The organism is Micromonospora chersina, assembly GCF_900091475.1.
Taxonomy (GTDB): domain Bacteria; phylum Actinomycetota; class Actinomycetes; order Mycobacteriales; family Micromonosporaceae; genus Micromonospora; species Micromonospora chersina.
Genome location: NZ_FMIB01000002.1, coordinates 1,981,258 through 2,007,119 on the forward strand (window position 1 = coordinate 1,981,258; position 25,862 = coordinate 2,007,119).

Annotated in this window: 25 protein-coding genes; 15 read left to right on the forward strand and 10 right to left on the reverse strand. The window is 75.3% G+C overall.

Translation table 11 applies throughout. The annotated features are described in order from the left end of the window. The first annotated feature begins 118 nt into the window (after positions 1-118). The 3 genes from GA0070603_RS09175 (at position 119) to GA0070603_RS09185 (ending at position 4,421) form a co-directional block, all read left to right on the forward strand. The gene (locus GA0070603_RS09175) at positions 119-2,257 is read left to right on the forward strand and encodes a SpoIIE family protein phosphatase (protein WP_091310193.1); all 2,139 of its coding nucleotides are present in this window, start codon (positions 119-121) and stop codon (positions 2,255-2,257) included. Positions 2,258-2,298: 41 nt separating this feature from the next. Then, positions 2,299-3,060 carry an HAD family hydrolase gene (locus tag GA0070603_RS09180; RefSeq protein ID WP_091310197.1) on the forward strand — a complete coding sequence of 254 codons (762 nt, stop codon included), beginning with the start codon at positions 2,299-2,301 and terminating at the stop codon, positions 3,058-3,060. 65 nt (positions 3,061-3,125) lie between these two features. Continuing rightward, on the forward strand, positions 3,126-4,421 hold the full coding sequence (locus tag GA0070603_RS09185; RefSeq protein ID WP_091310201.1) for a cation:proton antiporter: 1,296 nt from the start codon (positions 3,126-3,128) through the stop codon (positions 4,419-4,421). On the opposite strand, the gene GA0070603_RS09190 is transcribed toward GA0070603_RS09185, so the two are convergent. Together GA0070603_RS09190 and GA0070603_RS09195 are read right to left on the reverse strand one after the other, a co-directional pair. Continuing rightward, the gene (locus tag GA0070603_RS09190) at positions 4,371-5,426 is read right to left on the reverse strand and encodes a sensor histidine kinase (protein WP_167544524.1); all 1,056 of its coding nucleotides are present in this window, start codon (positions 5,424-5,426) and stop codon (positions 4,371-4,373) included. The genes GA0070603_RS09185 and GA0070603_RS09190 overlap by 51 nt on opposite strands. Positions 5,427-5,489: 63 nt before the next feature. Beyond that, the gene (locus GA0070603_RS09195) at positions 5,490-6,434 is read right to left on the reverse strand and encodes an NAD(P)/FAD-dependent oxidoreductase (RefSeq protein ID WP_091321722.1); all 945 of its coding nucleotides are present in this window, start codon (positions 6,432-6,434) and stop codon (positions 5,490-5,492) included. Between the two features lie 58 nt (positions 6,435-6,492). Here GA0070603_RS09195 and GA0070603_RS09200 point away from each other — a divergent pair, with 58 nt between their 5' ends. Continuing rightward, positions 6,493-6,762 (forward strand): DUF3072 domain-containing protein, encoded by a 270-nt coding sequence (locus tag GA0070603_RS09200; RefSeq protein ID WP_244282464.1) that lies wholly within the window; start codon positions 6,493-6,495, stop codon positions 6,760-6,762. A gap of 1 nt (position 6,763) precedes the next feature. On the opposite strand, the gene GA0070603_RS09205 is transcribed toward GA0070603_RS09200, so the two are convergent. Together GA0070603_RS09205 and GA0070603_RS09210 are read right to left on the reverse strand one after the other, a co-directional pair. Then, complete coding sequence (locus GA0070603_RS09205; RefSeq protein WP_091310208.1) at positions 6,764-7,264, reverse strand: metallophosphoesterase family protein; 501 nt, start codon at positions 7,262-7,264, stop codon at positions 6,764-6,766. A 42-nt stretch (positions 7,265-7,306) separates the two neighbouring features. Beyond that, positions 7,307-9,091, reverse strand: coding sequence for a glycoside hydrolase family 15 protein (locus GA0070603_RS09210; RefSeq protein WP_091310213.1), 1,785 nt, complete (start codon positions 9,089-9,091; stop codon positions 7,307-7,309). A 111-nt stretch (positions 9,092-9,202) separates the two neighbouring features. Between GA0070603_RS09210 and GA0070603_RS09215 the strand changes: the two genes are divergently transcribed. Continuing rightward, positions 9,203-9,790, forward strand: a complete 588-nt coding sequence (locus GA0070603_RS09215) for a general stress protein (protein WP_091310217.1) — start codon at positions 9,203-9,205, stop codon at positions 9,788-9,790. Positions 9,791-9,842: 52 nt separating this feature from the next. Here the strand turns inward: GA0070603_RS09215 and GA0070603_RS09220 are convergent, their stop codons facing one another. After that, positions 9,843-10,427, reverse strand: a complete 585-nt coding sequence (locus tag GA0070603_RS09220) for a DUF1684 domain-containing protein (RefSeq protein WP_091310220.1) — start codon at positions 10,425-10,427, stop codon at positions 9,843-9,845. 126 nt (positions 10,428-10,553) lie between these two features. Between GA0070603_RS09220 and GA0070603_RS09225 the strand changes: the two genes are divergently transcribed. Together GA0070603_RS09225 and GA0070603_RS09230 are read left to right on the forward strand one after the other, a co-directional pair. Continuing rightward, positions 10,554-11,036, forward strand: a complete 483-nt coding sequence (locus GA0070603_RS09225) for a MarR family winged helix-turn-helix transcriptional regulator (protein WP_091321726.1) — start codon at positions 10,554-10,556, stop codon at positions 11,034-11,036. Positions 11,037-11,046: 10 nt separating this feature from the next. Next, positions 11,047-12,033, forward strand: a complete 987-nt coding sequence (locus GA0070603_RS09230; protein ID WP_091310224.1) for a pirin family protein — start codon at positions 11,047-11,049, stop codon at positions 12,031-12,033. Between the two features lie 50 nt (positions 12,034-12,083). On the opposite strand, the gene GA0070603_RS32355 is transcribed toward GA0070603_RS09230, so the two are convergent. Further along, positions 12,084-12,212 (reverse strand): hypothetical protein, encoded by a 129-nt coding sequence (locus GA0070603_RS32355; protein ID WP_255509960.1) that lies wholly within the window; start codon positions 12,210-12,212, stop codon positions 12,084-12,086. A 139-nt stretch (positions 12,213-12,351) separates the two neighbouring features. Between GA0070603_RS32355 and GA0070603_RS09235 the strand changes: the two genes are divergently transcribed. Then, positions 12,352-13,941, forward strand: coding sequence for a phospholipase D family protein (locus tag GA0070603_RS09235; RefSeq protein ID WP_091310227.1), 1,590 nt, complete (start codon positions 12,352-12,354; stop codon positions 13,939-13,941). On the opposite strand, the gene GA0070603_RS09240 is transcribed toward GA0070603_RS09235, so the two are convergent. Next, positions 13,890-14,645, reverse strand: a complete 756-nt coding sequence (locus GA0070603_RS09240) for a hypothetical protein (RefSeq protein WP_091310231.1) — start codon at positions 14,643-14,645, stop codon at positions 13,890-13,892. The two genes, GA0070603_RS09235 and GA0070603_RS09240, sit on opposite strands and share 52 nt — an antisense overlap. Before the next feature lie 357 nt (positions 14,646-15,002). Between GA0070603_RS09240 and GA0070603_RS09245 the strand changes: the two genes are divergently transcribed. After that, complete coding sequence (locus tag GA0070603_RS09245; RefSeq protein WP_091310235.1) at positions 15,003-15,827, forward strand: SigB/SigF/SigG family RNA polymerase sigma factor; 825 nt, start codon at positions 15,003-15,005, stop codon at positions 15,825-15,827. Between the two features lie 92 nt (positions 15,828-15,919). Here the strand turns inward: GA0070603_RS09245 and GA0070603_RS09250 are convergent, their stop codons facing one another. Beyond that, positions 15,920-16,651, reverse strand: coding sequence for a class I SAM-dependent methyltransferase (locus GA0070603_RS09250; RefSeq protein WP_091310238.1), 732 nt, complete (start codon positions 16,649-16,651; stop codon positions 15,920-15,922). A 96-nt stretch (positions 16,652-16,747) separates the two neighbouring features. Between GA0070603_RS09250 and hrpB the strand changes: the two genes are divergently transcribed. Continuing rightward, the gene (gene hrpB / locus GA0070603_RS09255) at positions 16,748-19,333 is read left to right on the forward strand and encodes an ATP-dependent helicase HrpB (RefSeq protein ID WP_091310241.1); all 2,586 of its coding nucleotides are present in this window, start codon (positions 16,748-16,750) and stop codon (positions 19,331-19,333) included. A 5-nt stretch (positions 19,334-19,338) separates the two neighbouring features. Here hrpB and GA0070603_RS09260 read toward each other — a convergent pair whose 3' ends face one another. Then, a complete protein-coding gene (locus GA0070603_RS09260; RefSeq protein ID WP_091310244.1) occupies positions 19,339-20,064 on the reverse strand; it encodes a PP2C family protein-serine/threonine phosphatase in 726 nt (241 codons plus the stop codon). 206 nt (positions 20,065-20,270) lie between these two features. On the opposite strand from GA0070603_RS09260, the gene GA0070603_RS09265 reads away from it, so the two are divergent. The 5 genes from GA0070603_RS09265 to GA0070603_RS09285 all read left to right on the forward strand — a co-directional run bounded on the left by GA0070603_RS09265 (position 20,271) and on the right by GA0070603_RS09285 (position 25,259). Beyond that, the gene (locus GA0070603_RS09265; protein WP_091310247.1) at positions 20,271-22,880 is read left to right on the forward strand and encodes a glycoside hydrolase family 9 protein; all 2,610 of its coding nucleotides are present in this window, start codon (positions 20,271-20,273) and stop codon (positions 22,878-22,880) included. Between the two features lie 129 nt (positions 22,881-23,009). Continuing rightward, positions 23,010-23,771: a DUF5753 domain-containing protein gene (locus tag GA0070603_RS09270; RefSeq protein WP_425270425.1), complete on the forward strand. Its 762-nt coding sequence runs from the start codon at positions 23,010-23,012 to the stop codon at positions 23,769-23,771. Next, the gene (locus GA0070603_RS09275) at positions 23,759-23,959 is read left to right on the forward strand and encodes a DUF397 domain-containing protein (RefSeq protein ID WP_091310254.1); all 201 of its coding nucleotides are present in this window, start codon (positions 23,759-23,761) and stop codon (positions 23,957-23,959) included. Before GA0070603_RS09270 ends, GA0070603_RS09275 begins: the two co-directional genes overlap by 13 nt. 23 nt (positions 23,960-23,982) lie before the next feature. After that, complete coding sequence (locus tag GA0070603_RS09280) at positions 23,983-24,303, forward strand: DMT family transporter (protein WP_091310256.1); 321 nt, start codon at positions 23,983-23,985, stop codon at positions 24,301-24,303. Positions 24,304-24,353: 50 nt separating this feature from the next. Continuing rightward, positions 24,354-25,259, forward strand: a complete 906-nt coding sequence (locus tag GA0070603_RS09285; protein ID WP_091310260.1) for a hypothetical protein — start codon at positions 24,354-24,356, stop codon at positions 25,257-25,259. A gap of 21 nt (positions 25,260-25,280) precedes the next feature. Here GA0070603_RS09285 and GA0070603_RS09290 read toward each other — a convergent pair whose 3' ends face one another. Next, positions 25,281-25,793 carry a GNAT family N-acetyltransferase gene (locus tag GA0070603_RS09290; protein ID WP_244282465.1) on the reverse strand — a complete coding sequence of 171 codons (513 nt, stop codon included), beginning with the start codon at positions 25,791-25,793 and terminating at the stop codon, positions 25,281-25,283. Positions 25,794-25,862: the final 69 nt, after the last annotated feature.

A 25,862-nucleotide genomic window follows, 5' to 3' on the forward strand; every position in this document is an offset into this window, starting at 1 on the left:
CCGACATGCCCGGCGGAACCGGCCCTGACCTGCCCTAACACCCGCGCCGACCCGGGTTGCCGGCCGACGCGGGCGCGTGATCGAAACCTGACCGCCAGGCTCCGGTTAGGCTGCGGTCATGCCAGGCACCGTCGGGCGGGTCCCCTCGCCATCAGCCCCCACCCCGGGAGCGCCCGCCGGACCGGACGCCACCGGGTCCGCGGCCGCCGCCGTCCTGGCCCACCCGTGGGCCGACACGCCGCTCGGCGCGCCCGAGGGTTGGGACCCGGCGGTCCGCGCCGTTGTCGACCTCGTGCTGGCCTCGCCGGTGCCGATGGCCCTGCTCTACGGCGAGGACCTGGTCCTGCTCTACAACGACGGCTACGCGGAGCTGATCGGCGAACGGCACCCGGCGGCGCTAGGCCGGCCGGCGGCCGAGGTGTTCGCCGACATCTGGCACGACCCCGCCGCCGGCGACGTGGTCACGCGGGTCTACCGGCGGGGCGAGCCCTACCTGGAGCGGGAGGCGGTGCTGCCGGTCGACCGGCACGGCCCCGGTCCCGCCGAGCCGGCGGTGTTCACCCGCGGCTACTCCCCCGTCCGCGACTCCGCCGGCCGGATCATCGGCGTGCTCACCGTGGCCGCACAGACCACCCAGGTCACCCAGCAGTTGCAGAGCCTCAGCGACTTCGCGGCCGCGCTCTCCGGCACGCTCACCCTGGACGACGTCGCCCGGGTCACCCTGCGCTACTGCCTGCACTCCTTCGACGGCGACCGGGTCTCGTTCGTTGTCGACGAGGGCTCCGCCTGGCGGATGGTCCGGCGGGTCCGGGGCGAGTTGTTGGACGAGGCCGACGAGCGGCTGCCCCCGCTGTGGCGGCGGATGCCCTCCGACTCGACGATCCCGATCGTGGTGACCGCACGCAGCGGCGTGCCGTCCTTCGTCGCCGACGGCCAACCGCTGCGGGACACCGCGGCGGACCGGCACGACCAGAAGGTCCGGGCGCTCGCCTCGCTGCCGCTGCGCTCGACGGTGATCCGGGGCGCGCTGACCGTCGGCTACCAGGCCGCGCACCCCTGGTCGCCCGCGGAACGGGCCCTGCTCGCCGCCTCGGCGGAGCTGGTCGGCCAGGCCGCCGAGCGGGCCCGCCGCTTCGAGACCCAGCACGGCACCGCCCAGCTGCTGCAACGCAGCATGCTGCCGGAGCAGCTGCCCGACCTGCCGCGCCTGCGGATCGCCGCCCGGTACGAGCCCGGCGTCGACGGCAACGCCGCCGGCGGCGACTTCTACGACGCGTTCGTGCTGCCCACCGGCGCGCTCGGCGTGGTGCTCGGCGACGTGGCCGGGCACGACGTGCAGGCCGCCGCCCGGATGGGCCAGGTACGCGCCGCGCTGCGCGCGCTGGCCCTCTCCGATCCCCGCCCGGACGCGGTGCTCGGCGGCCTGGACCGGCTGGTGGCCAGCCTGGGCACCGAGGGCGGCACCCACGAGCTCTTCGTGACCGTGGTGTTCGGGGTTATCGAGGCCGACCGGGAGCGGATCACCCTGGCCAGCGCCGGCCATCCGGCGCCGCTGATCCGGCGCTGCCCGGCGGAGGGCGAGCCGGTGGCCGAGTACGTCGAGGTGCCGCCCGGACCGCCGCTGGGCCTGGGCTGCCACCCGCGCACGGTCACCGTGCCGTTCCGCCCCGGCGACACCCTGCTGCTGTTCAGCGACGGGGTGGTGGAGCGGCGCTGGCAGGACCTGGGCGCGGGCCTGGCGGGCCTGGGGGCGGCGGTGGCCGCGGCAAGCAGCGGCGACCCGCGGGCGCTCTGCGCGGTGGCGAGCGCCGCCGTGCCGGGCGCCACCGAGGACGACGTGGCCGTGCTGGCCGTCGAGCACGCGGTCAAGCCGAGCCGGTCGGCCAGCATGGAGGTGCCGGCCGAGCCGACCGCGCCGAGCCGGGTCCGGCACTGGCTGACCGCCCAGCTCACCGACTGGCAGGTGCCTGAGGCGGTGGTCGGGGCGGCGGTGCTCTGCACCAGCGAGCTGACCACGAACGCCCTGCTGCACGCGGGCACCGCCGCCCGGGTGGAGATCGACCTGAGCGCGGAGCGGCTGCTGGTGTCGGTCGCCGACTCCGGGACCCGCGGGCAGGTGACCCGGACGCAGACCGACACGCTGAGCAGCCGAGGGCGCGGGCTGGGGCTCATCGAGGAGTTGAGCGACGCCTGGGGCACCGACCCCACCGTGCGGGGGTCGACGGTCTGGTTCGAAATCCTCATCCCCACCGGGTGAGTCGCGCGTCGGCGCGGACCCGGGCGGGTAGAAGGGGAGCCATGCCTGACGACAACCGCTGCGGCGTCCTCTTCGACGTGGACGGCACCCTGGTCGACACCACGTACCTGCACACGGTGAGCTGGTGGGAGGCGCTCCGCCAGGGCGATCACCGGGTGCCGATGGCACGGATCCACCGGGCGATCGGAATGGGTTCGGACAAGCTCCTCGACCACCTCCTCGGCGCGGAGCGGGACCGGGACGCGGACGGCAAGCTGCGCGACACGCACGACGCGCTGTACGCCGAGTACTGGGAGCGGCTGGCGCCGCTGCCCCGGGCCGTGGACCTGCTGCGCGCCTGCGCCGCCCGGGGGCTCCGAGTGGTGCTGGCCACCTCGGCGGCCGAGCACGAGGTGGCCGCCCTGCGGGCCGCCCTCGACGCGGACGACGTGATCGACACGGTGACCTCCTCGGCGGACGCGGCGGAGAGCAAGCCGGCGCCGGACATCCTGGAGGCGGCGCTGGCCCAGTCGGGGCTGGCCGCGGAGCGGGTGGTGTTCGTCGGCGACTCGGTCTGGGACGTGGCCGCCGCCGGCAAGCTGGACGTTCCCTGCATCGGTCTCACCTGCGGCGGCACCAGCCGCGGCGAGCTGGCGGGCTCGGGCGCGGTGGCGGTCTACGACGACCCGGCCACCCTGCTGGACGGGCTCGCCGACAGCGCGATCGCCGCCCTCACCGACCCGACGAGGTCGGTTCGCGCCCCGCGCCGGGCCGGCGACACGGTGACCGGTCCCACCGGGGAGAAGACGGACACCGAGGCATAGCGCGCCTCCCCACGGGGCACAGGTGACCACCTGCCCGAGCCGCGGGCGGCGCGAAGGGTGGTGCTGTGGAACCGGTCGATGTCGCGTTCGCGCTGGTGGGCGTCGGTGCGCTGCTGGCGGGGATCCTGCCCCGGCTGCTGGAACGCCGGCCGCTGTCGATGCCGATCGCGTTCCTCGGCCTCGGCATGCTTGTCTTCCTGCTGCCCACCGGGCTGCCCACCCCGGACCCGCTGCGCTGGCCGGAGCTGGCCACCCATCTCACCGAGATCGGCGTGATCGTCGCGCTGATGGGCGCCGGCCTCAAGATCGACCGGCCGTTGAGCTGGGCCCGCTGGTCGTCGACCTGGCGGCTGCTGGCCGTCGCCATGCCGCTGTGCATCGCCGCGGTGGCGCTGCTCGGCTGGTGGTGGGCCGGCCTGGTGCCGGCCGCCGCGCTGCTGCTGGGCGCCGCGCTCGCGCCGACGGACCCGGTGCTCGCCTCCGACGTGCAGGTGGGCGAGCCGACCGACGTGGAGGACTCGGAGGACGAGGTGCGCTTCGCGCTCACCTCCGAGGCCGGGCTGAACGACGGCCTGGCCTTCCCCTTCGTGTACGCGGCCATCGCGATCGCCACCACCAGCCTCGCCCCGGCGGACTGGCTGGCCCACTGGCTCGCCGTCGACGTGCTCTACAAGCTCGCCGTCGGGGTGGGCGGTGGGCTGCTCGTCGGCTGGCTGCTCGGCAAGCTGTTCTTCCGGGCCCCGAGCGAGCTGCGGCTGGCCCGGCACTCCGAGGGCTTCCTGGCCCTCGCCGCGACCTTCCTGGCGTACGGGCTGGTCGAGGTGGTCGGCGGCTACGGCTTCCTGGCCGTGTTCGTGGCCGCCCGGGCGATCCGGGCCGCCGAGCGCACCCACGAGTTCCACTCCGTGCTGCACGACTTCGCCGAGCAGGTGGAGCGGCTGCTCACCGTGCTGTTGCTGCTGCTCTTCGGCGGCGCGGTGATCGGCGGCCTGCTCGCCCCGCTGACCTGGCCGGCGGCCCTCGTCGGGCTCGCCCTGGTCTTCGTGATCCGGCCGCTGGCCGGCTGGCTGTCGCTGCGCGGCGCGCCGGGCCGCCCGGCCGAGCACTGGGTGATCTCGCTGTTCGGCATCCGCGGCGTCGGCTCCTTCTACTACCTGGCGTACGCCACCAGCAAGACGGAGTTCCCCCAGGCGGATCTGGTCTGGGCCACGGTCGGCCTGGTCGTGGTGGTCTCGGTGGTGGTGCACGGGATCGCGGCCACGCCGGTCATGCAGCTGCTGGACCGGGCGGGCGAGCGGACCCGGGACGCCTCAGAGCGTGGCCGGGCGGACGAACCCGCCCTGGACGGCGTCCGGGGCTGACCGCGGCGCCGGCACCCGGGCGACCGGCAGCTCCAGGCGCAGCCGCACGGTGGTCACCCCGGCGGCGACGTGCACGTCCACGAGGTCGCAGAGCCGGTGCACCAGCAGCAACCCGCGGCCGCGCACGCTGCCCACCGGCGGCGGGATCCGGCCGGCCAGCGGGTCGGCCAGCTCACCGGGGCCGCTCACCTCGCAGACCAGCTCGCCCGCGGCCACCCAGCACCGCGCGACGGCCGGTCCGGTGCCGTGGCTGAGCGCGTTGGAGGCCAGCTCGGTGACGGCGATCCGCAGGTCGTCGACCCGTTCCTCGGCGAGGCCGGCGGCCTCGGCGACGGAGGCGACCGCCGCGCGCAGCGCCGCGAGGCCCTCCGGCCGGACCGGCTCGGTGAGCGCGCCCCCGGGCGGCGGGGGCAGCGGGCGGACCAGCCGGCGCAGCACCGCCAGGGGCGGCCGGTAGTCGACGCTGGGCCGGGCCACTCCCCCGCTGACCAGCCAGGGATGGGTTTGGGCGACGTCGCCCACCGTGCCGGCCGGCAGCCGGGACCGGTCGAACAGGCACCGCGCGGTGAGCGGCTGGTCGGCCAGGCCGAGGTTGATGATCGCTTCGTGCTCGACGCAGTGCCGGTACGCGGCCGGCCGCCGGCCGGGCCAGAGCGACTCGCCGATCACGCGGACCCGGCGGCCGGGAAAGCGGTGCACCAGAGCACGCAGCGTGGCGGCGACGATGGTCGCCGGGTTCCGCCCGATCAGCGCCATGTCGGCCAGTTCGACGCCGTCGAGCGGGTCGAGCAGCGGCCGCACCAGGTGCAGCCGGTCGGTCGGCACGGCGACCAGCACCGGCTCACCGGCGGCCCGGCCGGCCTCGACGAACTCCTCGACGGCGGCGCGGTAGTCCCGGTCGTCGGCGTAGAACAGCGCGTCGTGGCGCAGCCCACCCTGCGGGAACGGCGACCGGTCACCCTCGGTCGCGCCGCTCCCCGGCCGACCGCCGGCACCGTTCACCACCTGTACACCTCCGCGACGAAGAATACCCGTGGGTGACGAGCCGCATTCGCGCAGTGGCACGGGTCAGCCACGGTCCGCGAGGAGCCGGGCGGCGAGGGCACGGCCCAGTTCGCGGCCGGAGCGCCAGGCGCCCTGCACCCGGGGCCGCCCGAACGCGTCGCCGGCCACGCCGATCCCGTCGTCGTCCAGGTGGTAGGCGCCGCCACCGGCGGCCGGCTTCGCGTACGTCCAGCGGTGCACGTGGGTCAGCTCGGCCGGCTCGGGCAGGCCGAACAGGTCGCGGACGGCCTGCTCGACGGCCGGTCCGGCGGCGGTGGGCTGGAGCAGGTGCCCGGTGGCGAACTCGGGGGTGGTGTGCGCCACCAGCACGGGGGCGCGGTCGCCGCGCCGGTCGCCGTCGTCGCAGACCACGCTGAGCACCGGGTGCCCGTTGACGAACGCGCCCCGGAAGTCCGGCCAGCGGCGTGCCGGGAAGCGCAGCACGGCGGCCAGCGCGGGCGACCAGCGCTGGGCCGCCACCGCCCGGGTGGCCGCCTCCAGCGCGGGGTCGAGCAGCAGGGCGGCCTGCGGGCCCGGCATGGCGAGCACGACCGCCTCGGCGGCCCGCCCGTCCACCCGGGGCCCCGGCTCGACCGTCATGACCAGCCGGTTGTGCGTCACCGGCAGGTCAGCGGCCAGGTGCTCCACCAGCGAGCGGAGCCCGCGCGGGGCGGCCCACCGCATCGGCCCGGCCACCTCCTCGCGCCCCCGCGGCCCGTAGGAGACAAGCGTGTCGGTCCACTCCCGGGCCAGGCCGGCGGCGCGCCACCGGTCGACCACGGCCGCGAAGTCGGGGTCGTCGACGGTGAACCAGGCGGCGCCCAGATCGGCGGGGCGGCCCTCGAAGCGCTTGCTGGCCATGCGCCCGCCGGTCACCCGGGCCCGTTCCCGGATCTCCACCGGGATGCCGGCCCGGGCCAGCTCGGCGGCGCACGCCACTCCGGCGATGCCCGCGCCGACCACCACCACACCCGCCCGGTCCGCACCCACGTCAATGATCGTAGGCGGGGACCGGCATGAAGGCCGGGTGACGGGGGTAGTGGTACACCTGTTCGAAGGAGAGGTGATCACCATGGTCGACCGCAGCAACGGCAGCAGGGACGCCGTCAACCCGGATGCCGCCGTCAAGGACCCGGACGACTGGGTCACCGGCGACGAGCCGCCGACCGCCGCGCAGGAGTCGTACCTGCACACCCTGGCCCGCGAGGCGGGCGAGGAGGTGCCGGACGGGCTGACGAAGGCCGAGGCGTCCCGCCGGATCGACGAACTCCAGGCGGAGACCGGCCGGGGCCGGTGAGTCAGCGCGGGGGCAGGCGGTGCAGCTCGACCCGGTCGAGCCGCCCCGCCGCCACCCGCGCGGTCAGGTAGGTGGCGTGCGGCTGGGCCCGCCGGTCGGTGGGTGAGCCGGGGTTGAGCAGCCGCAGGCCGCCCGGCGCCACGCTGTCCCACGGGATGTGGGAGTGCCCGAAGACCAGCAGGTCGCAGTCGCCGAAGGCGGCGGCGCACCGCTCCTCCCGGCGGGTCTTCGGCCCGGTCTCGTGCACCACGGCGACCCGCAGCCCGTCCAGCTCGACCCGGGCCACCTCCGGCAGGCGGGCGCGCAGCGACGGCCCGTCGTTGTTGCCGTACACCCCGACCAGCCGGCGGGACCGCGCCGTCAGGTCGTCCAGCAGGGACACGTCCACCCAGTCGCCGGCGTGCACCACCACGTCGGCGGCCTCGACCGCCGCCCAGAGCGGCGCCGGCAGGTCCCGCGCCCGCTTCGGCACGTGCGTGTCGGCCATGATGACCAGTTCCATCCCCCGATCCTGCCCGCCACCGTGGCCCGCTGTCGCGCCGGCTCAGACCCCGCGCCGCTCAGCGACCGCGGTGATCCGGCCCGCCGCGTTGATCAGGCCGATGTGCGAGAAGGCCTGCGGGAAGTTGCCGAGCTGCTCGCCGGTCGCCGGGTCGATCTGCTCGGCGTACAGGCCGAGATCGTTGGCCCGGGCCGCGAGTTGCGCGAACAGCCGCCGGGCCCGGTCCAGCTCGCCGGCCTCGGCCAGGCAGCCGGCCAGCCAGAACGAGCAGAGCACGAAGCCCGCCGGGTCGCCGTCCCACCGGCGCAGCAGGCCGTCGTGGGACAGCCGACGCGCGAGCAGGTCGATCGTGGCGCGCATCCGGGGGTCGTCGGCGGGCAGGAAGCCCACCAGCGGCATGATCAGCACCGAGGCGTCCAGCTCGTCGGAGCCGAACACGCCGGTGTACGCCCCGACCCGCTCGTTCCAGCCGAGGCGGAGCACCTCCGCGCGCACCTCGTCGCGGGCGGCCGCCCAGCGCGCCACGTCGGCGGGTCCGCCGATCCGGGGCCCGAACCGGACGGCCCGGTCCAGCGCCGTCCAGCACTGCACCTTGGACGACAGGTAGTGCCGCTCGGTGTCACGCGTCTCCCACATCCCGGCGTCGGGCCGGCGCCACTCCCGCGCCGCCTGGTCGGCGAGGGCGTGCAGGAGGTGCCGCACGTCGGCCGACATGGGGTCGAGGTAGTGGCGCATCAGCCAGGCGGCGTCGAGGACCTCGCCCAGCACGTCGGCCTGCCGCTGCCGCCAGGCGTCGTTGCCGATGAGGACCGGCCGGCTGCCGGCGTACCCGGCGAGGTGGTCGAGGCGGTGCTCGGTGAGGTCCCGCTCGCCCTCGACCCCGTACATGATCGGCACCGCCTCGTCGCCGATCCGGCCCATCGCCCGGGCCACCCAGCTGAACTGCCGGTCGGCCTCGTCGGGGCAGGCGGCCAGCCAGAGGGCCTGGAGGGTGAGGCTGAAGTCGCGCAGCCAGACGAAGCGGTAGTCGTAGTTGCGGTCCCCGCCCAGCTTCTCGGGCAGCGAGGTGGTGGCCGCCGCCACCACCGCCCCGCTGGGCCCGTAGGTCATCCCCTGCACCACCATCGCGCTCCGGCGGACCAGGTCCCGGTAGAGCCCGTGGTATTCGTGCAGGTCGGCCCAGGACCGCCAGCCGGCGACGGTGTCGGCGAGCACCTGATCGGCGTCGGGCAACGCCGGCATGCCGCCCCGGTAGGTCGGGGCGTACCCGAGGGTGAAGTGGTGGGTGCTGCCGGCGCGGGCGGTGAACAGCCCGGACGCGCCGCCCTCGCCGCAGGTCAGCGGCACGTTGGCGCGCAGCTCGAGCCGACACGCGCCGGCCGTCGCCCCGACCACGCCGTCGGTGTCGGTGAGGTAGGCGCGGACCCGGCCGTACTCGAAGCGGGGCGCGTAGTCGACCCGCATCGGCACCTCGCCGGTGAGCCCCTCGACCACGCGGGCGAGCACCCCGGGCGACCGCAGCCCGACGTGGTGACCGCGCGCGCCGGGCTCCAGCGACAGGGCGTCGGTGACGGCCGCCGTCCCGGTCGCGGTGCGGAAGACGGTACGCAGCACGAGCGCGTCCTCCAGGTAGGACCGGGTGCTGGTGAACTCGCCCGCGGGCCGGATGCTCCAGTGGCCCGCGTCGTCGTCGAGCAGGCGCCCGAAGACCGACGGCGCGTCGAAGCGGGGCGGACACCACCAGTTCACCGAGCCGGCCCGGTCCACCAGGGCCGCGCTGTGCCCGTCGGCGAGGAAACCGTGCTCGCTGATCCGTCCGGTCCTCACGCGGTTGGCTACCCGGCCCGGCAGCCGCCATGCGTGCCGCCATCCGTCCGGGCCGGCGCGTTACCCACCGACGGCGGCGGGAACGCGGCGGGTTGACGAAGGAGGATGCTCATGACCAGACCCTCGAGTCCGACCGCGGCCTGGCGGCCCGGCATGCCGGGCAGCGACAACCTCCCGTCCGGTCCCAGCGGTCGTCCGTTGCCACCGAGCGGGGACGGGCACGGGCCGCAGGCCGGCCCACCGACCGTCACGATCGGGTCGTACCCGGACTATCCGTCCGCGCAGCGGGTGGTGGACTATCTTGCCGACAACCGGTTCCCGGTGGAACGGACCGCGATAGTGGGGACCAACCTCACCCTGGTCGAGACCGTGATGGGCCGGCTCACGACGGGCCGGGCCGCCCTGGTGGGCGCGGGCACGGGCGCCTGGTTCGGCCTGTTCATCGGGTTGCTCTTCGGCATCTTCACGGCGGGGAACTGGCTCGCGGTGATCCTGGTGGGCCTGGTGATCGGGGCGATCTGGGGCGCCGTGTTCGGCGCGGTCGCCCACGCCATGACCGGGGGCCAACGGGACTTCACCTCGGCCAGTTCGCTGCGGGCCAGCCAGTACGCGGTCACGGTGGACGCGGACCTGGCCGAGCAGGCCCGGCAGTTGCTCGGCCGGATGCACCTGACGCCGACCGGCGCGACCGCCCGCTGACCGGTCGATCCCGACGCCCCGGCGCGTTCCGTCGCGCCGGGGCGTCACCGCGTCAGTGGTAGGCCCGCTCGCCGGCGCGGATCGGGACGTCGACGCGGTTCTCGGGCGGGGCGAGGGGGCAGGCCCACCGGTCGTCGTAGGCGCAGCTCGGGTTGTAGAGGTAGTTGGCGTCGAGCCGGACGCGGTTGCCGGGCAGCACGGTGAGGCCGCGCCCGAAGGTGCCCTTCACCGTGTCGGTCAGGTAGCGCCCGCCCCCGTACGCCTCGGCGCCGCAGGTGGCGTCGCGCAGCGGGAGGAACAGCCCGCCCCCGTACGCCTCGATCCACCACAGGGTGAGCGGTCCCCAGGGCGTCTCGGCGACCGCGACCCGCCGGTACCGCACCACTCCGTCGGGGCCGCCGGTGTCGATGGTCTCGGTGCCGGAGGCCGGGCGCAGCGGCGCCTCGACCACGGCGGCCGGGTCGGGCGGGAACCAGCGCAGCCCGGTGAAGCCGGGCCGGTCGGCGGCCGGAAGCGGGCTGCTGGGGTGGCTGCGGAACAGCTCGTCCCGGGCGGCCCGGAAACCGGCCAGGTCGAGGTCGGAGAGGTAGAGCCGGGCCACCCGCTCCCGCCAGTCCTGCACGTCGAGATCGTCCACCCTCCGACCCTAGCCCGGGCGCTCGGTTCAGATTTCAATGGCCCCGCCGTCAAGCACCACTGTCGCGCGGCTCACAGGCGGGGCGAAGGACTTGTTTAAATTTTAAATAGTGCTACTGTCGTGGCCATGACGGAGAGCCTGGACGCCGAGCGGATGGCCTGCTGGCGCGCGTACATCGAGGCGAGCCAGCGGCTGTTCACCCAGCTCGAGGACGACCTGCGCGCCGACAGCGAGCTGACCTTCGCCGACTACCACGTGCTGGTGCTGCTCTCCGAGGCGCCCGGGCAGCGGCTGCGGATGGGTGAGCTGGCCGGCCGGCTGGTGTTCTCGCCGAGCCGGCTGACGTACCAGATCTCCTCGATGCGGAAGCGCGGCCTGGTGGCCCGGGAGTCGTGCCCGGACGACCGGCGCGGCAGCGAGGCGGTGCTCACCGCGGCCGGCCTGCTCGCCCTGCGCGAGGCCGCGCCGCACCACCTGCGCTCCGTGCGTACCCACCTGATGGACGACCTCGACGACGCCGAGGTCGCCTGCCTCGCCCGGGTCTTCGAACGGCTCGGCCGGCGCCTGCGCGCCGACCGCGACGTGTCGTCCACCCCGGCCGACAAGTAAGGAGCCCGAGATGCCCGCCATCACCGTCGACGACGTCCTCGTCCTGCCCCGCCTGCCGGAGCTGGCCGAGTCCACCACCTACCGCCCGGTCCGCCGGGTGACCACCGCGCCGAGCGGCTACGAGGGCGAGGGCTTCCCGGTCCGCCGGGCCTTCGCCGGGGTGCCGATGACCGAGCTGGACCCGTTCATCCACCTCGACCAGATGGGCGAGGTCGACTACGCCCCGGGCGAGCCGAAGGGCACCCCGTGGCACCCCCACCGGGGGTTCGAGACGGTGACCTACATGATCGACGGGATCATGGACCACCAGGACTCGCAGGGCGGCGGCGGCACCATCACCGACGGCGACACCCAGTGGATGACCGCCGGTCGTGGCCTGCTGCACATCGAGGCGCCGCCGGAGCACCTGGTGATGAGCGGCGGCCTCTTCCACGGCCTCCAGCTCTGGGTCAACCTGCCCCGCGTGGCGAAGATGAACCCGCCCCGCTACCAGGACATCCGCGGCCGCGAGTCGGCGCTGCTGACCACGCCCGACGGCGGCGCGCTGATCCGGGTCATCGCCGGTGAGGTCGCCGGCCACCGGGGCCCGGGCTCGACCCACACGCCGATCACCATCGCGCACGTGACGCTCCAGCCGGGCGCCGAGCTGAACCTGCCCTGGCGGCCGGACTTCAACGCGCTGGTGTACGTGCTGGCCGGCCGGGGCACCGTCGGCACCGACCGGCGGCCGATCCACATCGGCCAGCTCGCCGTGCACGGCGCGGGCGACGCGCTGCGGGTCACCGCTGACGCGCGGCAGGACGCCAACACCCCGGCGCTGGAGCTCTACATCATGGGCGGCCAGCCGATCCGCGAGCCGGTGGCGCACTACGGCCCGTTCGTGATGAACACCCGGGCCGAGCTGATCCAGGCGGTCGAGGACTACCAGGCCGGCCGGCTCGGGGTGGTCCCGGCCGAGCGGGTGCCGCACAGCGGGGGCGAGGGCGACCGCCCCTGACCGCTCGATCCGACGGGCGTCCCGGTCCCCCGGGGCGCCCGTCGCCGGTCTCAGGAGACGGCGAAGATGCCGGCCACGCCGAGGATCACCATCAACAGGACCGCCACCAGCGCACCCCGTTCACCCTCCACCGCCTGCTCGCGGTATTCGGTCACGGTGTTCGTCGTCTCGGCGGGCATGCTGTGGCCTCCTCGGTTTCGCGATCCAGGGGTCCGGTGAACCCCCACGCGAGCACCCCGCCGACCTGGGGCGGTCGGCGTGCGGGGCCGTGCCGGGGGTCCTACCGTGAGGACGATGTCGACCTCGGGAGGCTGGAACGTGGCTATGCCGGACTGGTTCCTCTCCGCACAGGAACGCGCCAACCCAGGGTCTGAGTTACCCGTCTGGACGAGCGGAAACCTCGCCGAGCCGTTAATTCACGGCGGCGCGTACTTCGACCGGCTGGTCAGCGAGGTGGAGCAGCTCGGGGAGGGCGACCACCTCTTCTTCACCGACTGGCGCGGCGACCCGGACCAGCGGATGCGGCCGGACGGCCCGACCGTGGTGCAGCTGTTCGCCCAGGCCGCCCAGCGCGGGGTGATCGTCAAGGGCCTGATCTGGCGCTCCCACCTCGACGCGCTCTCCTACAGCGAGGAGGAGAACCGCGACCTCAGCGAGGCGATCTGCGCCGCCGGCGGCGAGGTGCTGCTCGACCAGCGGGTGCGCCGCGGCGGCTCGCACCACCAGAAGCTGGTGGTGCTGCGCCACCCCAGCGACCCGGAACGTGACATCGCCTTCGCCGGCGGGATCGACCTCTGCCACAGCCGGCGGGACGACGCGGCGCACGGCGGCGACCCGCAGCCGGTCGCCATGTCCCCGCGGTACGGCCCGCACCCGCCCTGGCACGACGTGCAGCTCGCGCTCCGCGGGCCGGTGGTCGGCGCGCTGGACACCACCTTCCGGGAACGGTGGACCGACCCGATGCCGCTGGACTCGGAGAACCCGCTGGCCTACCTGCGGGACCGGCTGCGCGGCTCGGACCTGAGCCCGGACCCGCTGCCCGACCAGCCCGCCGACCCGCCGCCCTGCGGCCCGCACCACGTCCAGGTGCTGCGCACCTACCCGGCGGTGCGCCCGCGCTACTCGTTCGCCCCGGACGGCGAGCGGACGGTGGCCCGGGGCTACACCAAGGCGGTCCGCCGGGCCCGCCGGCTGATCTACCTGGAGGACCAGTACCTCTGGTCGACCGAGGTGGCCGACCTGTTCGCCCGGGCGCTGCGCGAACAGCCGGAGCTGCACCTGGTGGCCGTGGTGCCCCGGCACCCGGACGTGGACGGCCGGCTGGCGCTGCCGCCGAACATGGTCGGCCGCGCGCAGGCTCTCGAACTCTGCCACCGGGCCGCCCCGGACCGGGTGCACGTCTTCGACGTGGAGAACCACGAAGGCACCCCGGTCTACGTGCACGCGAAGGTCTGCGTGGTGGACGACGTCTGGGCCAGCGTGGGCAGCGACAACTTCAACCGCCGCTCGTGGACCCACGACAGCGAGCTGTCCTGCGCGGTGCTCGACGACACCCGGGACGAACGGGCCCCCACCGATCCGGCGGGCCTCGGCGACGGGGCCCGGGTGTTCGCCCGGGAGCTGCGGCTGCGGTTGTGGCGCGAGCACCTGGACCGGGACCCGGACGGCGGGGAGGACCACGACCTGCTCGACCCGGCCGACGCCGTCGCGGCGATCACCTCGGCGGCGGAGGCGCTGGAACGGTGGCACGAGTCCGGGCGCACCGGGCCCCGACCGCCGGGTCGGCTGCGTCCGCACCGGCCGGAGCGGCTGCCCTGGCACACCCGGCTGTGGGCGCTGCCGGCGTACCGGCTGGTCTACGACCCGGACGGCAGGCCGCTGCGGGCCCGGCGCGCCGGCACCTGGTGAGCCGCCGCGACCGGGTCGCCGGTGGACAGCGGCTCGTCGAGCGCGTTCGGCCGGGCCGGGTACGCGAACGACACCCGGGGCGAGTAGAAGCCCCAGCAGATCTGTAGCGGGTTGGCCGGCCGGAGCGCGTACACCGGGTGCTCCGGGGCGAGGAACTCCACCGACTCGACCTCGAACGGCGACACCGGCTCGGCCACGTACGGGTAGTCCGCGACGATCAGCTCGCCGTCGCGTTCGGTGAGGTAGCGGTGGTGGCCGTTGTGCGCCTCGGTGCCGGTGTGCCCGACCCGCGCCGTCACCTGGATGAGCGGGCGCCCGTCGGCCCACGTCTCGGCGACGAGCCGGCCACCCCGGACGTCGACAAGGGTCTCCCCCGCCTCGGCGGGGGCGCCCCGGGCCGACGCGTACTGCCGGACCCGCGGGCTGGAGGCGAGGTAGTGGGTCCACCAGCCGCCGGGGGTGTCCCCGTCGGGCGGCTCCATGTCCGCGAGCGAGACACCCAGGAACGAGAGCGAGTACGCGCCGAACCCGGAGGTCTGGGTCTCGTCGTCGACCACGTACTGGCAGAGGAAGACCTGGTGGTCGGCGTGCGGGCGGAGGGCCGCCGGGACGAGCGCAGCGACCGCGTCGGGGTCCGCCGGGAGCCAGCTGAACAGCACGGTCCGGGCGTTGACGACGAGTTGCGGAGCGGCGGGATCCAGCACGGTGCCTCCGTAGACGTGTACACCTGGACGCTACGGGCGGTCCCATCGGCGGGACAACGACGGAAAGGCGACAGTGTGCGCCGAGTGTCGGGTTTCACGTTGACCGGTCGGCCCGGCGGTTCGTCCGTCCGGTCAGCCGGTGCGGACCGCCTCGCCCATGCGCGCCGGTCGGCCATCCGAGGACTTCTGCCCCGGTTCACGCGCTTCATGCCGTGACACGGCTTAAGTACATCGTACTTTCGGCTAGATTTCCTCGGGCCGATCAGGTTAAGGTGGCTTACCGAACGGCCTAACTGAAGCTAAACCGAAGCGTCACGTCTTTTTTGTTTCGCGGACGAGGTGCAGGGAGGACCACCCATGACCGCGCACACGATCAGCGAACCGGCGACGACACCGCCGTCCACGACCGAGAAGCTCGACCCGCGGGCGCTCACCGACAGCGCCGCCGACCTGCTCAACGCGATGGCGGCCCTGCCCGCCCACCACCCGTCGCGCTCCGCGCTGCGCGACCGGGCGATCGAGGCCTGGCTGCCGCTCGCCAACCACCTCGCCCACCGCTACAGCGGCCGCGGCGAGCCCACCGACGACCTGGCGCAGACCGCCGCCGTCGGCCTCATCAAGGCCATCGACAAGTTCGACCCGTCCCGCGGCGTCGACTTCGCCGGCTACGCCATCCCGACCATCATCGGCGAGCTGAAGCGCCACTTCCGCGACCGCACGTGGGACATCCGGGTGCCGCGTCGCCTCCAGGAGCTGCGGCTGGCCATCTCCGACGCCAACAGCACGCTGCTGCAGAGCCTCGGCCGCTCGCCGACGGTCGCCGACATCGCGGGCCACCTCAACCTCACCGAGGAGGAGGTCCTGGAGGGCCTGGAGGGCGCCCGCGCCTACAACGCGGTGTCGCTGTCCACCCCCACCGGCGACGGCGACCGGGCCACCGAGCTGGGCGACATGCTCGGCGGCGAGGACGGCGAGTTCGAGCTGGCCGAGCTGCGGGTGGCCCTCGGGCCGGCGCTGGCCACTCTCGACGAGCGCGAGCAGAAGATCCTCACGCTGCGCTTCTACGGCAACCTGACCCAGTCGCAGATCGCCGAGCAGATCGGTGTCTCGCAGATGCACGTGTCCCGGCTCCTGGCCCGGGCGCTGACGAAGCTGCGGGGGCAGCTCGACGGAACGTACTAGGGGGTGACGGCGGTGGCCGGGTCGGCGGGCCCGGCCACCGCCCGCGTCCACCCTGGCCCGGGCGGCGATGCGCCGGCCGGGCCGTTCCGTGTTCAGCGCAGCACCAGCAGGTCCAACGCGTCGACCACCGGAGCGTGCGGCGTCCGCCGCGCCGCCGCACGCAGCCGGCGCAGCCCCCGGTCGTAGTCGGCGTCGTCGAGCAGCGCCAGCGGGGTGTGCGCGGCGCGCCGCAGCCCGTCCGCGGCCGCCCGCAGCGACCGGGCGCTGACCTGGGGCACCGGCTCCAGCGCCACCGGGGCGAACCCGGCCGGCTCGAACGCCGCGCAGACCTCGGCGACCGAGGGATAGCCGTCCAGCACCCGCAGCGCCTCCGGGAACCAGCGGAACAGGCTGACCCCGCCGCCCCGGCCCGCGAAGACCGACCGGATCAGCACCGGAGCGCCGGGCCGCAGCACCCGGCGCAGCTCGGCGGCGACCGCCGGCAGGTCGGGCAGGTGGTGCACCACCGTGGAGAGCCAGGCGCCGTCCAGGCCGGCCGCCGCGATCGGCAGCGCCTCCGCCCGGCCGGCCACCATCTCCGGGTACGCCGAGCGCGCCCGCATGGCCGCGGCCGGCTCGACCGCCAGCACCCGCACCCCGTACCAGTCGCGGAAGGCGGCGGCCCAGGCGCCGGTGCCCGCGCCCACGTCGAGCACCCGGTCGCCAGGCCCCACGGGCAGGTGCCGGGACACCGCGGCGCGCCAGCTCGCCAGGCCCTCGGCAGGCAGGTGCCGGGTCGCCGCGAAGGCGGCGGCCGAAGGTTCGTCGTACGCCATCATCGCCATGACCGTCACTCCACGCGATGAAGCGGTCACGGTCAATGTGAGAAGTCGAACAGGACCCCGCGCCGGCCGCCCGGTCGGGAGTGCGAGAGTGGGTCCGTGCTCTCCGACGTCTCCCTGGACCTGCCGGTCCGGCCGGTGCTGCCGGCGCTGGTCGAGGCGCTGGGCGCGGCCGGCGCGGCGGTCCTGGTGGCGCCCCCGGGCACCGGCAAGACCACCCTGGCGCCGTTCGCGGTGGCCGCCGAGGTCCCCGGCCGGGTGGTGATCGCCCAGCCCCGCCGGGTGGCCGCCCGGGCCGCCGCGCACCGCATGGCGGCCCTGCTCGGTGAGCGGGTCGGCGAGCGGATCGGGTACGCCGTACGCGGCGAGCGCCGGGTCGGCCCACGGACCCGGATCGAGGTGGTCACCACCGGCCTGCTCGTACGCCGGCTGCACCACGACCCGGAACTGCCCGGCGTCGGCGCGGTGCTGCTCGACGAGTGCCACGAGCGGCAGCTCGACGCCGACCTGGCGCTCGCGTTCACCGTGGAGGCCCGCAGCACGCTCCGGCCGGACCTGTGGCTGCTGGCCATGTCGGCCACCCCCCGGGCGGACCGGTTCGCCGCGCTGCTCGGCGGGGGTGATCCCGCGCCGGTGGTGCGGGCCGAGGCCGCCCTGCACCCGGTGGACCGGATCTGGGCGCCGCCGCCGCGCCCGGTCGCGGCGCCCGGCGCGGGCCGGGTGGACCCGGCGCTGCTGGACCACGTGGCGGCCACCGTGCGCCGGGCGCTGCGCGAGCGCGACGGGGACGTGCTGGTCTTCCTGCCCGGCGCCGGCGAGATCGCCGCCGTCGCGGGCCGCCTGGCCGACCTGCGCGACGCGGTCGCCGTACTGCCCCTGCACGGCCGGCTCCCCGGCTCCGCGCAGGACGCGGCGCTGACGCCGCTACCCGGACGGCGCCGGGTCGTGCTGGCCACCGCCGTGGCGGAGAGCAGCCTGACCGTGCCCGGGGTACGCGTCGTGGTGGACGCCGGGTTGAGCCGGGTGGCCCGCACCGACCTGGCCCGCGGCCTGGGCGCGCTGGTCACCGTGCCGGTCTCCCGGGCGGCGGCCACCCAGCGGGCCGGCCGGGCCGGGCGGGAGGCGCCGGGGGCGGTCTACCGGTGCTGGTCGGAGGCGACCCACGCCCGGCTCGCCCCGCAGCCCGAGCCGGAGATCGCCACCGCCGACCTGACCGGGTTCGCCCTGGAGCTGGCGGCCTGGGGCACCCCGGACGGCACCGGGCTGGCGCTGCCCGATCCCCCGCCGCCGGCCGCGCTGGCCGTCGCCCGGGACACGCTGACCACGCTCGGCGCGGTCGACGCCGACGGCCGGATCACCGCCCGGGGTCGGGCCATCGCGGCCGCGGGCGCGCACCCCCGGCTGGCCCGGGCGCTACTCGACGGCGCGGAGCGGGTCGGCGCCGACCGGGCCGCCGAGGTGGTCGCACTCCTGGCCGAGGAAACCCTCACTGGCGCCGGCGACGACCTGACAGCCCTGTGGCGCCGCCTCCGCACCGGAGCCGACCCGGCCGCCACCGCCCGCTGGCGCACCGAGGTACGCCGCCTCCGCACCACCCTCCCCACCCCACCCCCTCCCCGCGATCTTGCAGTTGGCGCCCGGGCAGAAGGGACGAAAACCCCACGGCGGGGGCACCAAGTGCAAGATCGCGGGGCCGAGGGGCTTAAGGATGATCTTGCGGCGGGGCTTCTCGTCGGGTTGGCGTACCCGGAGCGGGTGGCTCGGGTGCGGCGGAGCGGCGGGTCGGCGTACCTCATGGCGGGTGGGACCGCCGCGGAGCTGGCGGGCGGGTCGGGGCTCACCGGGTCCCTCTGGTTGGCCATCGCGGTGGCCGACCGCTCCCCCGGCGCGCCGACCGCCCGGGTCCGGCTGGCCACCCCCGTGGACGAGGCGACCGCCCGGGAGGCCGGCGGGCCGCTGCTGCACGCCGCGCGCGAGGTCGGCTGGTCCGGCGGGGACGTGGTGGCGCGGGAGGTGGTGCGGCTCGGCGCGATCGAGCTGGTCGACCGGCCCCTCGCCGCACCCGACCCGGCGGAGCTGGCCGAGGCGGTGCTCACCGGGCTGCGCCGGGAGGGCCTGGCGCTGCTCACCTGGACGCCGGAGGCCACCGCGCTGCGCCGGCGGCTGGCCTGCTGCCGGCAGGCGCTCGGCGACGGGTGGCCGGACGTCTCCGACGCCGCGCTGCTCGCCGCCGCACCCACCTGGCTGGGCCCGGAGCTGGCCCGCGCCCGCCGCCGGGCCGACCTGGCCCGGGTCGACGTGGCGGCGGCGCTGCGGCGGCTGCTGGACTGGCGGCAGGCGGCCCGGCTCGACGAGCTGGCGCCGGAGCGGCTGCCGGTGCCCAGCGGGTCGCGGGTCCGGCTGGACTACGCCGACCCGGCCGCCCCGGTGCTGGCCGTGAAGCTCCAGGAGACGTTCGGCTGGCAGGACGCGCCGCGGATCGTCGACGGCCGGGTGCCGGTGCTGCTGCACCTGCTCTCCCCCGCCGGCCGGCCGGTGGCGGTCACCGCCGACCTGGCCTCCTTCTGGCGGACCGGCTACCCGCAGGTGCGGGCGGAGCTGCGCGGCCGCTACCCCCGTCACCCGTGGCCGGAGGACCCGACCAGCGCCGAGCCGACCCGGCGCGCCAGCCCGCGCCGGCGCTGACCCGGCTACTCCTCGACGACGTCGGCGATGACCACCGTGACGTTGTCCGGGCCGCCGGCCCGCAGCGCCAGGTCGATCAGCTTGGCCGCGCACGCCTCCCGGTCCGGGTGGCCGCCGAGCACCTCGGCGAGGGTGTCGGGGCGGACGACGTTGGAGAGGCCGTCGCTGCACAGCAGCCAGCGGTCGCCGGCCCAGGGCACCATCGTGGCGTAGGTCGGGGAGACCTCGTCACCCTGCAACGCCTGGGTCACCACGGCCCGACGGGGGTGGCTGCTCGCCTGCTCGGCGGTGATGACGCCCTGGTCGACAAGCATCTGCACGAAGGTGTCGTCGCGGGTGACCTGCTTCAGCACGCCCTCCCGGAACAGGTAGGCCCGGGAGTCGCCGACGTGCGCGAGGGCCAGGCAGCTGCCGGTGCGGGCGAAGAGCAGCGCGGTCAGGGTCGTGCCCATGCCCTGTCGTTCCGGGTCCTCCTCGACCGCCCGCCGGATCCCCGCGGTGGCCTGCTCGATGGCGCTCTGGAGGGCGGCGACCAGCGCGTCCTCGGGAGTCTCCACGTCCAGCGGCGCGAACGCGTCCATCGCGATGCGGCTGGCCAGGTCACCGGCGGCCATGCCGCCCATGCCGTCGGCGACGGCGACCAGCCAGTTGCCGGCGTGCTGGGCGTCCTGGTTGCCACTGCGGATCAGCCCACGGTCGCTCGCCCCGACGGAACGAAGCTTCAGGGTCATGGGAGGCAGCCTGCCAGTTGGAGTGCTCGGTTGTCTCTAGGAGATCAGGACCATGCTACGTGGCGCGGCGAATCTCACTGTCGGCGGCGCGGAGCAGGCCATCGGGCCGGATCGATTGACAGCGCGGGAACACGCTGGAAACATCGGTCCGGTATTGGGAGCGCTCCCAGCTCCCGGCCCCCCTTCTGACCACGGAAGGAACCTCCGTGACCCCATCCCGACGCCGGCTCACCGCCCTCGCCGCCGCCGCCGCCCTGGCGCTCACCGGCGGCACCGCCGCCCCGGCCCGCGCCGAGGTGCCGCCGGACGCCCCCGAACAGCTGCGCAACGGCGACTTCAGCGCCGGCACCTCCCCCTGGTTCTCCTACGGCACCGGCGACCTCGGGGTCACCGACGGCCGGCTCTGCACCACCGTCGCCGGCGGCCTGACCAACCCCTGGGACGCCGGCATCGGCCAGGACGCCGTGCCGCTCATCGCCGGCGCCGAGTACGAACTCTCCTTCGACATCTCCGCCACCCCGGGCGCGGCCGTCAAGGCCGTCCTCCAGCTCGGCAGCGCCCCCTACACGACGTACGCCAGCGTCGACGCCACCGCGACCGCCACCGCCCAGCACGTCGCCAGGACGTTCACGGCCCCGGCCGACAACGCCGGCGCCCAGCTGATCTTCCAGGTCGGCGGCAGTCCCGAGGCGCAGACGTTCTGCCTGGACAACGTCTCGCTGCGCGGCGGCGAGGCGGCCCCGCCGTACGAGCCGGACACCGGGCCGCGGGTGCGCGTCAACCAGGTGGGCTACCTGCCCGGCGGGCCGAAGAACGCCACGGTGGTGACCGACGCCGCCGAGGCGCTGCCCTGGCAGCTCAGGTCGGCAGCCGGGACCGTGGTGGCCGACGGGACCACCACCCCGCGCGGCGTCGACCCGGCCTCCGGGCAGCGGGTGCAGACCGTCGACTTCTCCGCGTACCGCACCCCGGGCACCGGCTACACCCTCGTCGTCGACGGGGAGACCAGCCACCCGTTCGACATCTCCGGCGCCCTCTACGACCGGCTGCGCGCCGACTCGCTCCAGTTCTTCTACGCCCAGCGCAGCGGCACCCCGATCGACGGCGACCTGATCGGCGCCGCCTACGCCCGCCCGGCCGGCCACCTCGGCGTGGCACCCAACCAGGGCGACACCGACGTGCCCTGCCAGCCCGGCGTCTGCGACTACTCCCTCGACGTGCGCGGCGGCTGGTACGACGCCGGCGACCACGGCAAGTACGTGGTCAACGGCGGCATCGCCACCTACCAGCTGCTCAACGCCTTCGAGCGGACCCGGACCGCCGAGAGCGCCGCCGGCGGTCCGGCGCTGGGCGACGCCACCCTGCGCGTGCCGGAGCGCGGCAACACGGTCCCGGACATCCTCGACGAGGCCCGCTGGGAGCTGGAGTTCCTGCTGCGCATGCAGGTGCCGGCCGGCCAGCCGCTCGCCGGGATGGTCCACCACAAGATCCACGACCGGAACTGGACCGGGCTGCCGCTCGCCCCGCAGGACGACCCGCAGCCCCGCGAACTGCACCCGCCGTCCACCGCCGCCACGCTCAACCTGGCCGCCGTGGCCGCCCAGTGCGCGCGCCTCTTCGCCCCGTACGACGCCGCGTTCGCGACCCGCTGCGGCGCCGCCGCCAAGACCGCGTACGCGGCGGCCAAGGCCCACCCGGCGGTGTACGCGTCGGCGACCGACGGCACCGGTGGCGGCGCGTACGACGACACGAACGTGACCGACGAGTTCTACTGGGCGGCCGTCGAACTGTGGCTGACCACCGGCGCGTCGGCGTACCTGACCGACCTCACGGCCTCCCCACTGCACACCGCCGACGTCTTCGCCACCGGCGGTGCCTTCGGCTGGCAGAGCGTGGCCGCGCTGGGCCGGCTCGACCTGGCCACCGTGCCCAACGGCCTGCCGGCCGCCGAGCGGGCCCGGATCCGCGCCTCGGTGACCGCCGCGGCCGACCGCTACCTGGCCACCGTGCGGGACCAGGCGTACGGGCTGCCGCTGCCCGGCGGGGCCGACGCGTACGTCTGGGGCAGCAACAGCAACCTCGTGAACAACGCGATCGTGCTGGCCACCGCGTTCGACCTGAGCCGGGACGCGAAGTACCGGGACGGCGCCGTGCAGAGCGCCGACTACCTGCTCGGCCGCAACGCGCTGAACATGTCGTACGTGACCGGCTGGGGCGAGCAGCACGCGCGCAACCAGCACAGCCGGATCTTCGCCCACCAGCTCAACCCGGACCTGCCGAACCCGCCCGCGGGTTCCCTCGCCGGTGGTCCGAACGCCGCCCTCCAGGACCCGTACGCGGCCAACCTGCTCGCCGGCTGCGCGCCGATGTTCTGCTACGTCGACGACATCAACTCGTACGCGACGAACGAGATGGCGATCAACTGGAACTCCGCGCTGGCCTGGCTGGCGTCGTTCCTCGCCGACCAGGGCGACGCGGCGGCCGTGCCGGCGCCCACCTGCGCGGTCACGTACACCACCCACGGCAGCTGGCCGGACGGCTTCACCACCCAGGTCACCGTGAAGAACACCGGCAACGCGGCGGTGAACGGGTGGAGCCTCCGGTGGGCGTTCGTCGGTGACCAGAAGGTGAGCGGCTACTGGTCGGCGAAGGTCACCCAGTCCGGGGCCACCGTCACCGCGAAGAACGAGTCGTGGAACGCGAGGATCGCGCCCGGGGGCACGGTCACCTTCGGGCTGAACGGCTCCACGTCCGGCGGCCCGAACCCCAACCCGAACCTGATCACCCTCAACGGCACCGCCTGCACGCTGTCCTGAGGGATCCGCATGGAGGGGTGGCCGTCCACGCCGGCCACCCCTCGCGCGTCCCCTCACCGATCGCACGCGGCGTCGCGTGACGAGCACCTTCCGTGACGGTAGGGTCGGCGCCAGTCCGGAACGTCCACGATGGAGGCGGATGTGAACGAGGCGCTGCGGATCGCCATGGCCGAGGCGGGCGAGACGGCCGAATCCCTGGCCGGGCGGATAGGGGTGGACCCGAAGACCGCCGCCCACTGGGTCAACCCGGGCCGGGTGCCGCAGACCCGGCACCGGGCCCAGGTCGCCGCCGCGGTCCGCCGGGAGATCGGCGAGCTGTGGCCGGACGTGGTCCGCCGCCGGGAGCCGGTCTGGTTCCTGCCCTGGGCCGAGGTCGAGAGCCGGGCGGACAACCTCCGCTCCTTCGAGCCGTCGGTGCTGCCCGGCCTGCTCCAGACCGCGGAGTACGCGCACGCGGTGCTGAGCAGCGGGCCCCTCGGCGCGGACGAGGTGGAGGGTTACGTGGCCGCCCGGCTGGCCCGCCAGGCCGCCGTCTTCGACCGGCCCCGACCGCCGCTGACCATCTTCGTGGTGGACGAGGCGGCGCTGCGCCGGGGCGACCCGGAGATCATGCAGCCGCAGCTCGACCACCTCGTCACCATGGCCCAGCGCCCCCGCGTGCTGCTGCACGTGCTGCCGCTGCGGGCCGGCTTCCACCCCGGCCAGGCCGGGCCGTTCGTCATCGCCAGCAGCGACGACGCCGAGGACGTGGCCTATCTGGACGACCAGGCCGCCGGGCGGACCACGAAGGACGTTGCCGCCCTCTGGCAGGTCTGGGACACTCTCAGGTCGGTGGCGCTGCCGCGCGACCAGACCATCCACCTCCTGAAGGCACGGCCATGGCTGACCTGACCGGCGCCCGCTGGCGCACCAGCACCCGCAGCAGCTCCAACGGCGGCAACTGCGTCGAGGTCGCCGACAACCTGCCCGGCGTCGTCGCCGTCCGCGACTCCAAGGACCGCGCCGGCGGCACCCTCACCTTCAGCCCGGCGGCCTGGCACACGTTCGTCGACGCCCTCCGCGAGCCCGCCCGGGGCTGACCCCGCCCGGGTACGGTCCCCCCGTGGCGTACCTCTTCCTGCTCGGCGCGATCACCGCCGAGGTGATCGGCACCAGCCTGCTCAAGGCGACCGACGGCTTCACCCGGCTCTGGCCCACGCTCGGCGTCGCGGTCGCGTACCTGTCGTCGTTCGGGCTGCTCTCCCTGACCGTCCGGGACGTTCCGGTCGGCGTCGCGTACGCGATCTGGTCCGGGCTCGGCACCGCCGCCATCATGGCGATCGGGGCGGCCTTCCTCGGCGAGCCGCTGACCGTCGCCAAGGTCGCCGGCGCGGGCCTGGTCATCGCCGGGGTCGTGGTGCTCAACCTCGGCGGCACCCACTGACACCGAAACCGGGTGGACGCCCGCTGCGCGCGTCCGCGAGGGTGACGGCCATGGACGGGCACGGACTGTCCGGCGCGGAGCGTCGGGTGTGGGCGGCGCTGCCGGCGGGGACGCGTACCGCCCTGGCCGGACTGCCGGCGGCGGACCTGCGGACACTGCTGCTCACCGTGGCCCGGGACCGCGCCGCGACCGTCCGCCCGGCCGACGTGGTCCGGCGCTGGCGCGAGGACCGCTTCGTCCGCCCGGCCGATGTCGACCCGCGCGCGCTCGCCCGCCTGGAGGCCCGCGTCTGGGACCTGCTGCCGGCGGACGTGGCGGGGGTCGAACTGTCCCCCGTCGCCCCGCTGGGCACCTGCGCCGCCGTGGCGCCGGTGAGCCAGAACCGGATCGTCGGCACGACCCGCGGCACCGAGGTGGTGAGCGACCCGACGAACGCCCTGGCCGTCGAGGCGGCGGTACGCCGGCGGCGGGCCGGCGAGGTGCACCTGGCCGCCGCGCACCGGGTGCTCCGGGCGCAGGACTTCGGCCCCGACGCGGGGGCGCACTTCCGGCTCTTCACGCTGGTGTCCAGCGCCCGGGACACGGGATCGGGCCGCACCGAGGCACGGCTGCTCGTGCGGCACCTGACGTTCTGGCGGTCGGTGCTCACCGAGCTGGCCGGTCCGGCCACGCCGGCGCTGCACGTCACGCTCCTCGACGATCCCGTGCTGGCCGACCGGCTCGCCGACACCGTCCGCCCGGCGCTCGCCGGCGGGGCCGTGCCGCTGCGGGACGAGCCGGAGCGGGAGCGGGGGCGCGGCTACTACGTGGGCGTCGCCCTGCGCCTCACCCTGGCCGGCGGCGACCGGGAGGTGGGCGACGGCGGGTTCACCGACTGGACGGCCCGGCTGACCGGCGACGCCAAGGAGCGCTGCCTGATCTCCTGCCTGGCCACCGAGCGCCTGGTGAGCCCGTGACCGGCTCCCGTTGAGCGGGCGTCAGGCCACCGGCCGACGCATGGCGATCCGGTCGGCCGGGTCGAGCCCGAGTGCCGCCTCGGCGGCCAGCAGGCCGGCGAGCCCCGGCGTCACCTCGGCCCCGGTCAGCTCCCGGAACCCGCAGCGCGCGTAGTACGGCCCGTTCCACGGCACGCTGCGGAACGTGGTCAGGGTCAGGGCGGGCAGTCCCGCCCCGGCGGCCCAACCGGCCACGTCGTCGAGCAGGCCCCGGCCGATCCCCCGTCGCGCGTACGCGGGATCGACGCTGAGCTGTTGCACGTGCGCGCAGCCGTCGACCAGGTCGACCACCGCGAAGGCCACCGGCCGGTCCGCGGCGTCGACCGCGACCCGGAGCCGGCCGGCCCGCTGGGCGGCGGCCAGCACGTCCCGCGGCAGCGGTGGCATGTCGGCGACGTCCGCCATGCCGATCTCCCGGAACGGGGCGCCGGAGGCCACCTCGATCCGCTGCACCTCGGTCACCTCGTCGGCCCGGGCGGTCCTGCTGCGCTCCACGGCCCGACCCTGGCAGAGCGGCACCCCGCCCGCGAGGGGATTTCCGGGTGGCGCCGGTGTGACGGGGGT

What these genes read in the sequence shown, in the direction of transcription:
- GA0070603_RS09175 (WP_091310193.1), top strand. Translation starts at nt 119, where the DNA reads ATGCCAGGCACCGTCGGGCGGGTCCCCTCGCCATCAGCCCCCACCCCG.
- GA0070603_RS09180 (WP_091310197.1), top strand. Translation starts at nt 2,299, where the DNA reads ATGCCTGACGACAACCGCTGCGGCGTCCTCTTCGACGTGGACGGCACC.
- GA0070603_RS09205 (WP_091310208.1), bottom strand. Translation starts at nt 7,264, where the DNA reads ATGGAACTGGTCATCATGGCCGACACGCACGTGCCGAAGCGGGCGCGG.
- GA0070603_RS09215 (WP_091310217.1), top strand. Translation starts at nt 9,203, where the DNA reads ATGACCAGACCCTCGAGTCCGACCGCGGCCTGGCGGCCCGGCATGCCG.
- GA0070603_RS09225 (WP_091321726.1), top strand. Translation starts at nt 10,554, where the DNA reads ATGACGGAGAGCCTGGACGCCGAGCGGATGGCCTGCTGGCGCGCGTAC.
- GA0070603_RS09230 (WP_091310224.1), top strand. Translation starts at nt 11,047, where the DNA reads ATGCCCGCCATCACCGTCGACGACGTCCTCGTCCTGCCCCGCCTGCCG.
- GA0070603_RS32355 (WP_255509960.1), bottom strand. Translation starts at nt 12,212, where the DNA reads ATGCCCGCCGAGACGACGAACACCGTGACCGAATACCGCGAGCAGGCG.
- GA0070603_RS09245 (WP_091310235.1), top strand. Translation starts at nt 15,003, where the DNA reads ATGACCGCGCACACGATCAGCGAACCGGCGACGACACCGCCGTCCACG.
- GA0070603_RS09250 (WP_091310238.1), bottom strand. Translation starts at nt 16,651, where the DNA reads ATGGCGATGATGGCGTACGACGAACCTTCGGCCGCCGCCTTCGCGGCG.
- GA0070603_RS09260 (WP_091310244.1), bottom strand. Translation starts at nt 20,064, where the DNA reads ATGACCCTGAAGCTTCGTTCCGTCGGGGCGAGCGACCGTGGGCTGATC.
- GA0070603_RS09270 (WP_425270425.1), top strand. Translation starts at nt 23,010, where the DNA reads ATGGAGGCGGATGTGAACGAGGCGCTGCGGATCGCCATGGCCGAGGCG.
- GA0070603_RS09275 (WP_091310254.1), top strand. Translation starts at nt 23,759, where the DNA reads ATGGCTGACCTGACCGGCGCCCGCTGGCGCACCAGCACCCGCAGCAGC.
- GA0070603_RS09285 (WP_091310260.1), top strand. Translation starts at nt 24,354, where the DNA reads ATGGACGGGCACGGACTGTCCGGCGCGGAGCGTCGGGTGTGGGCGGCG.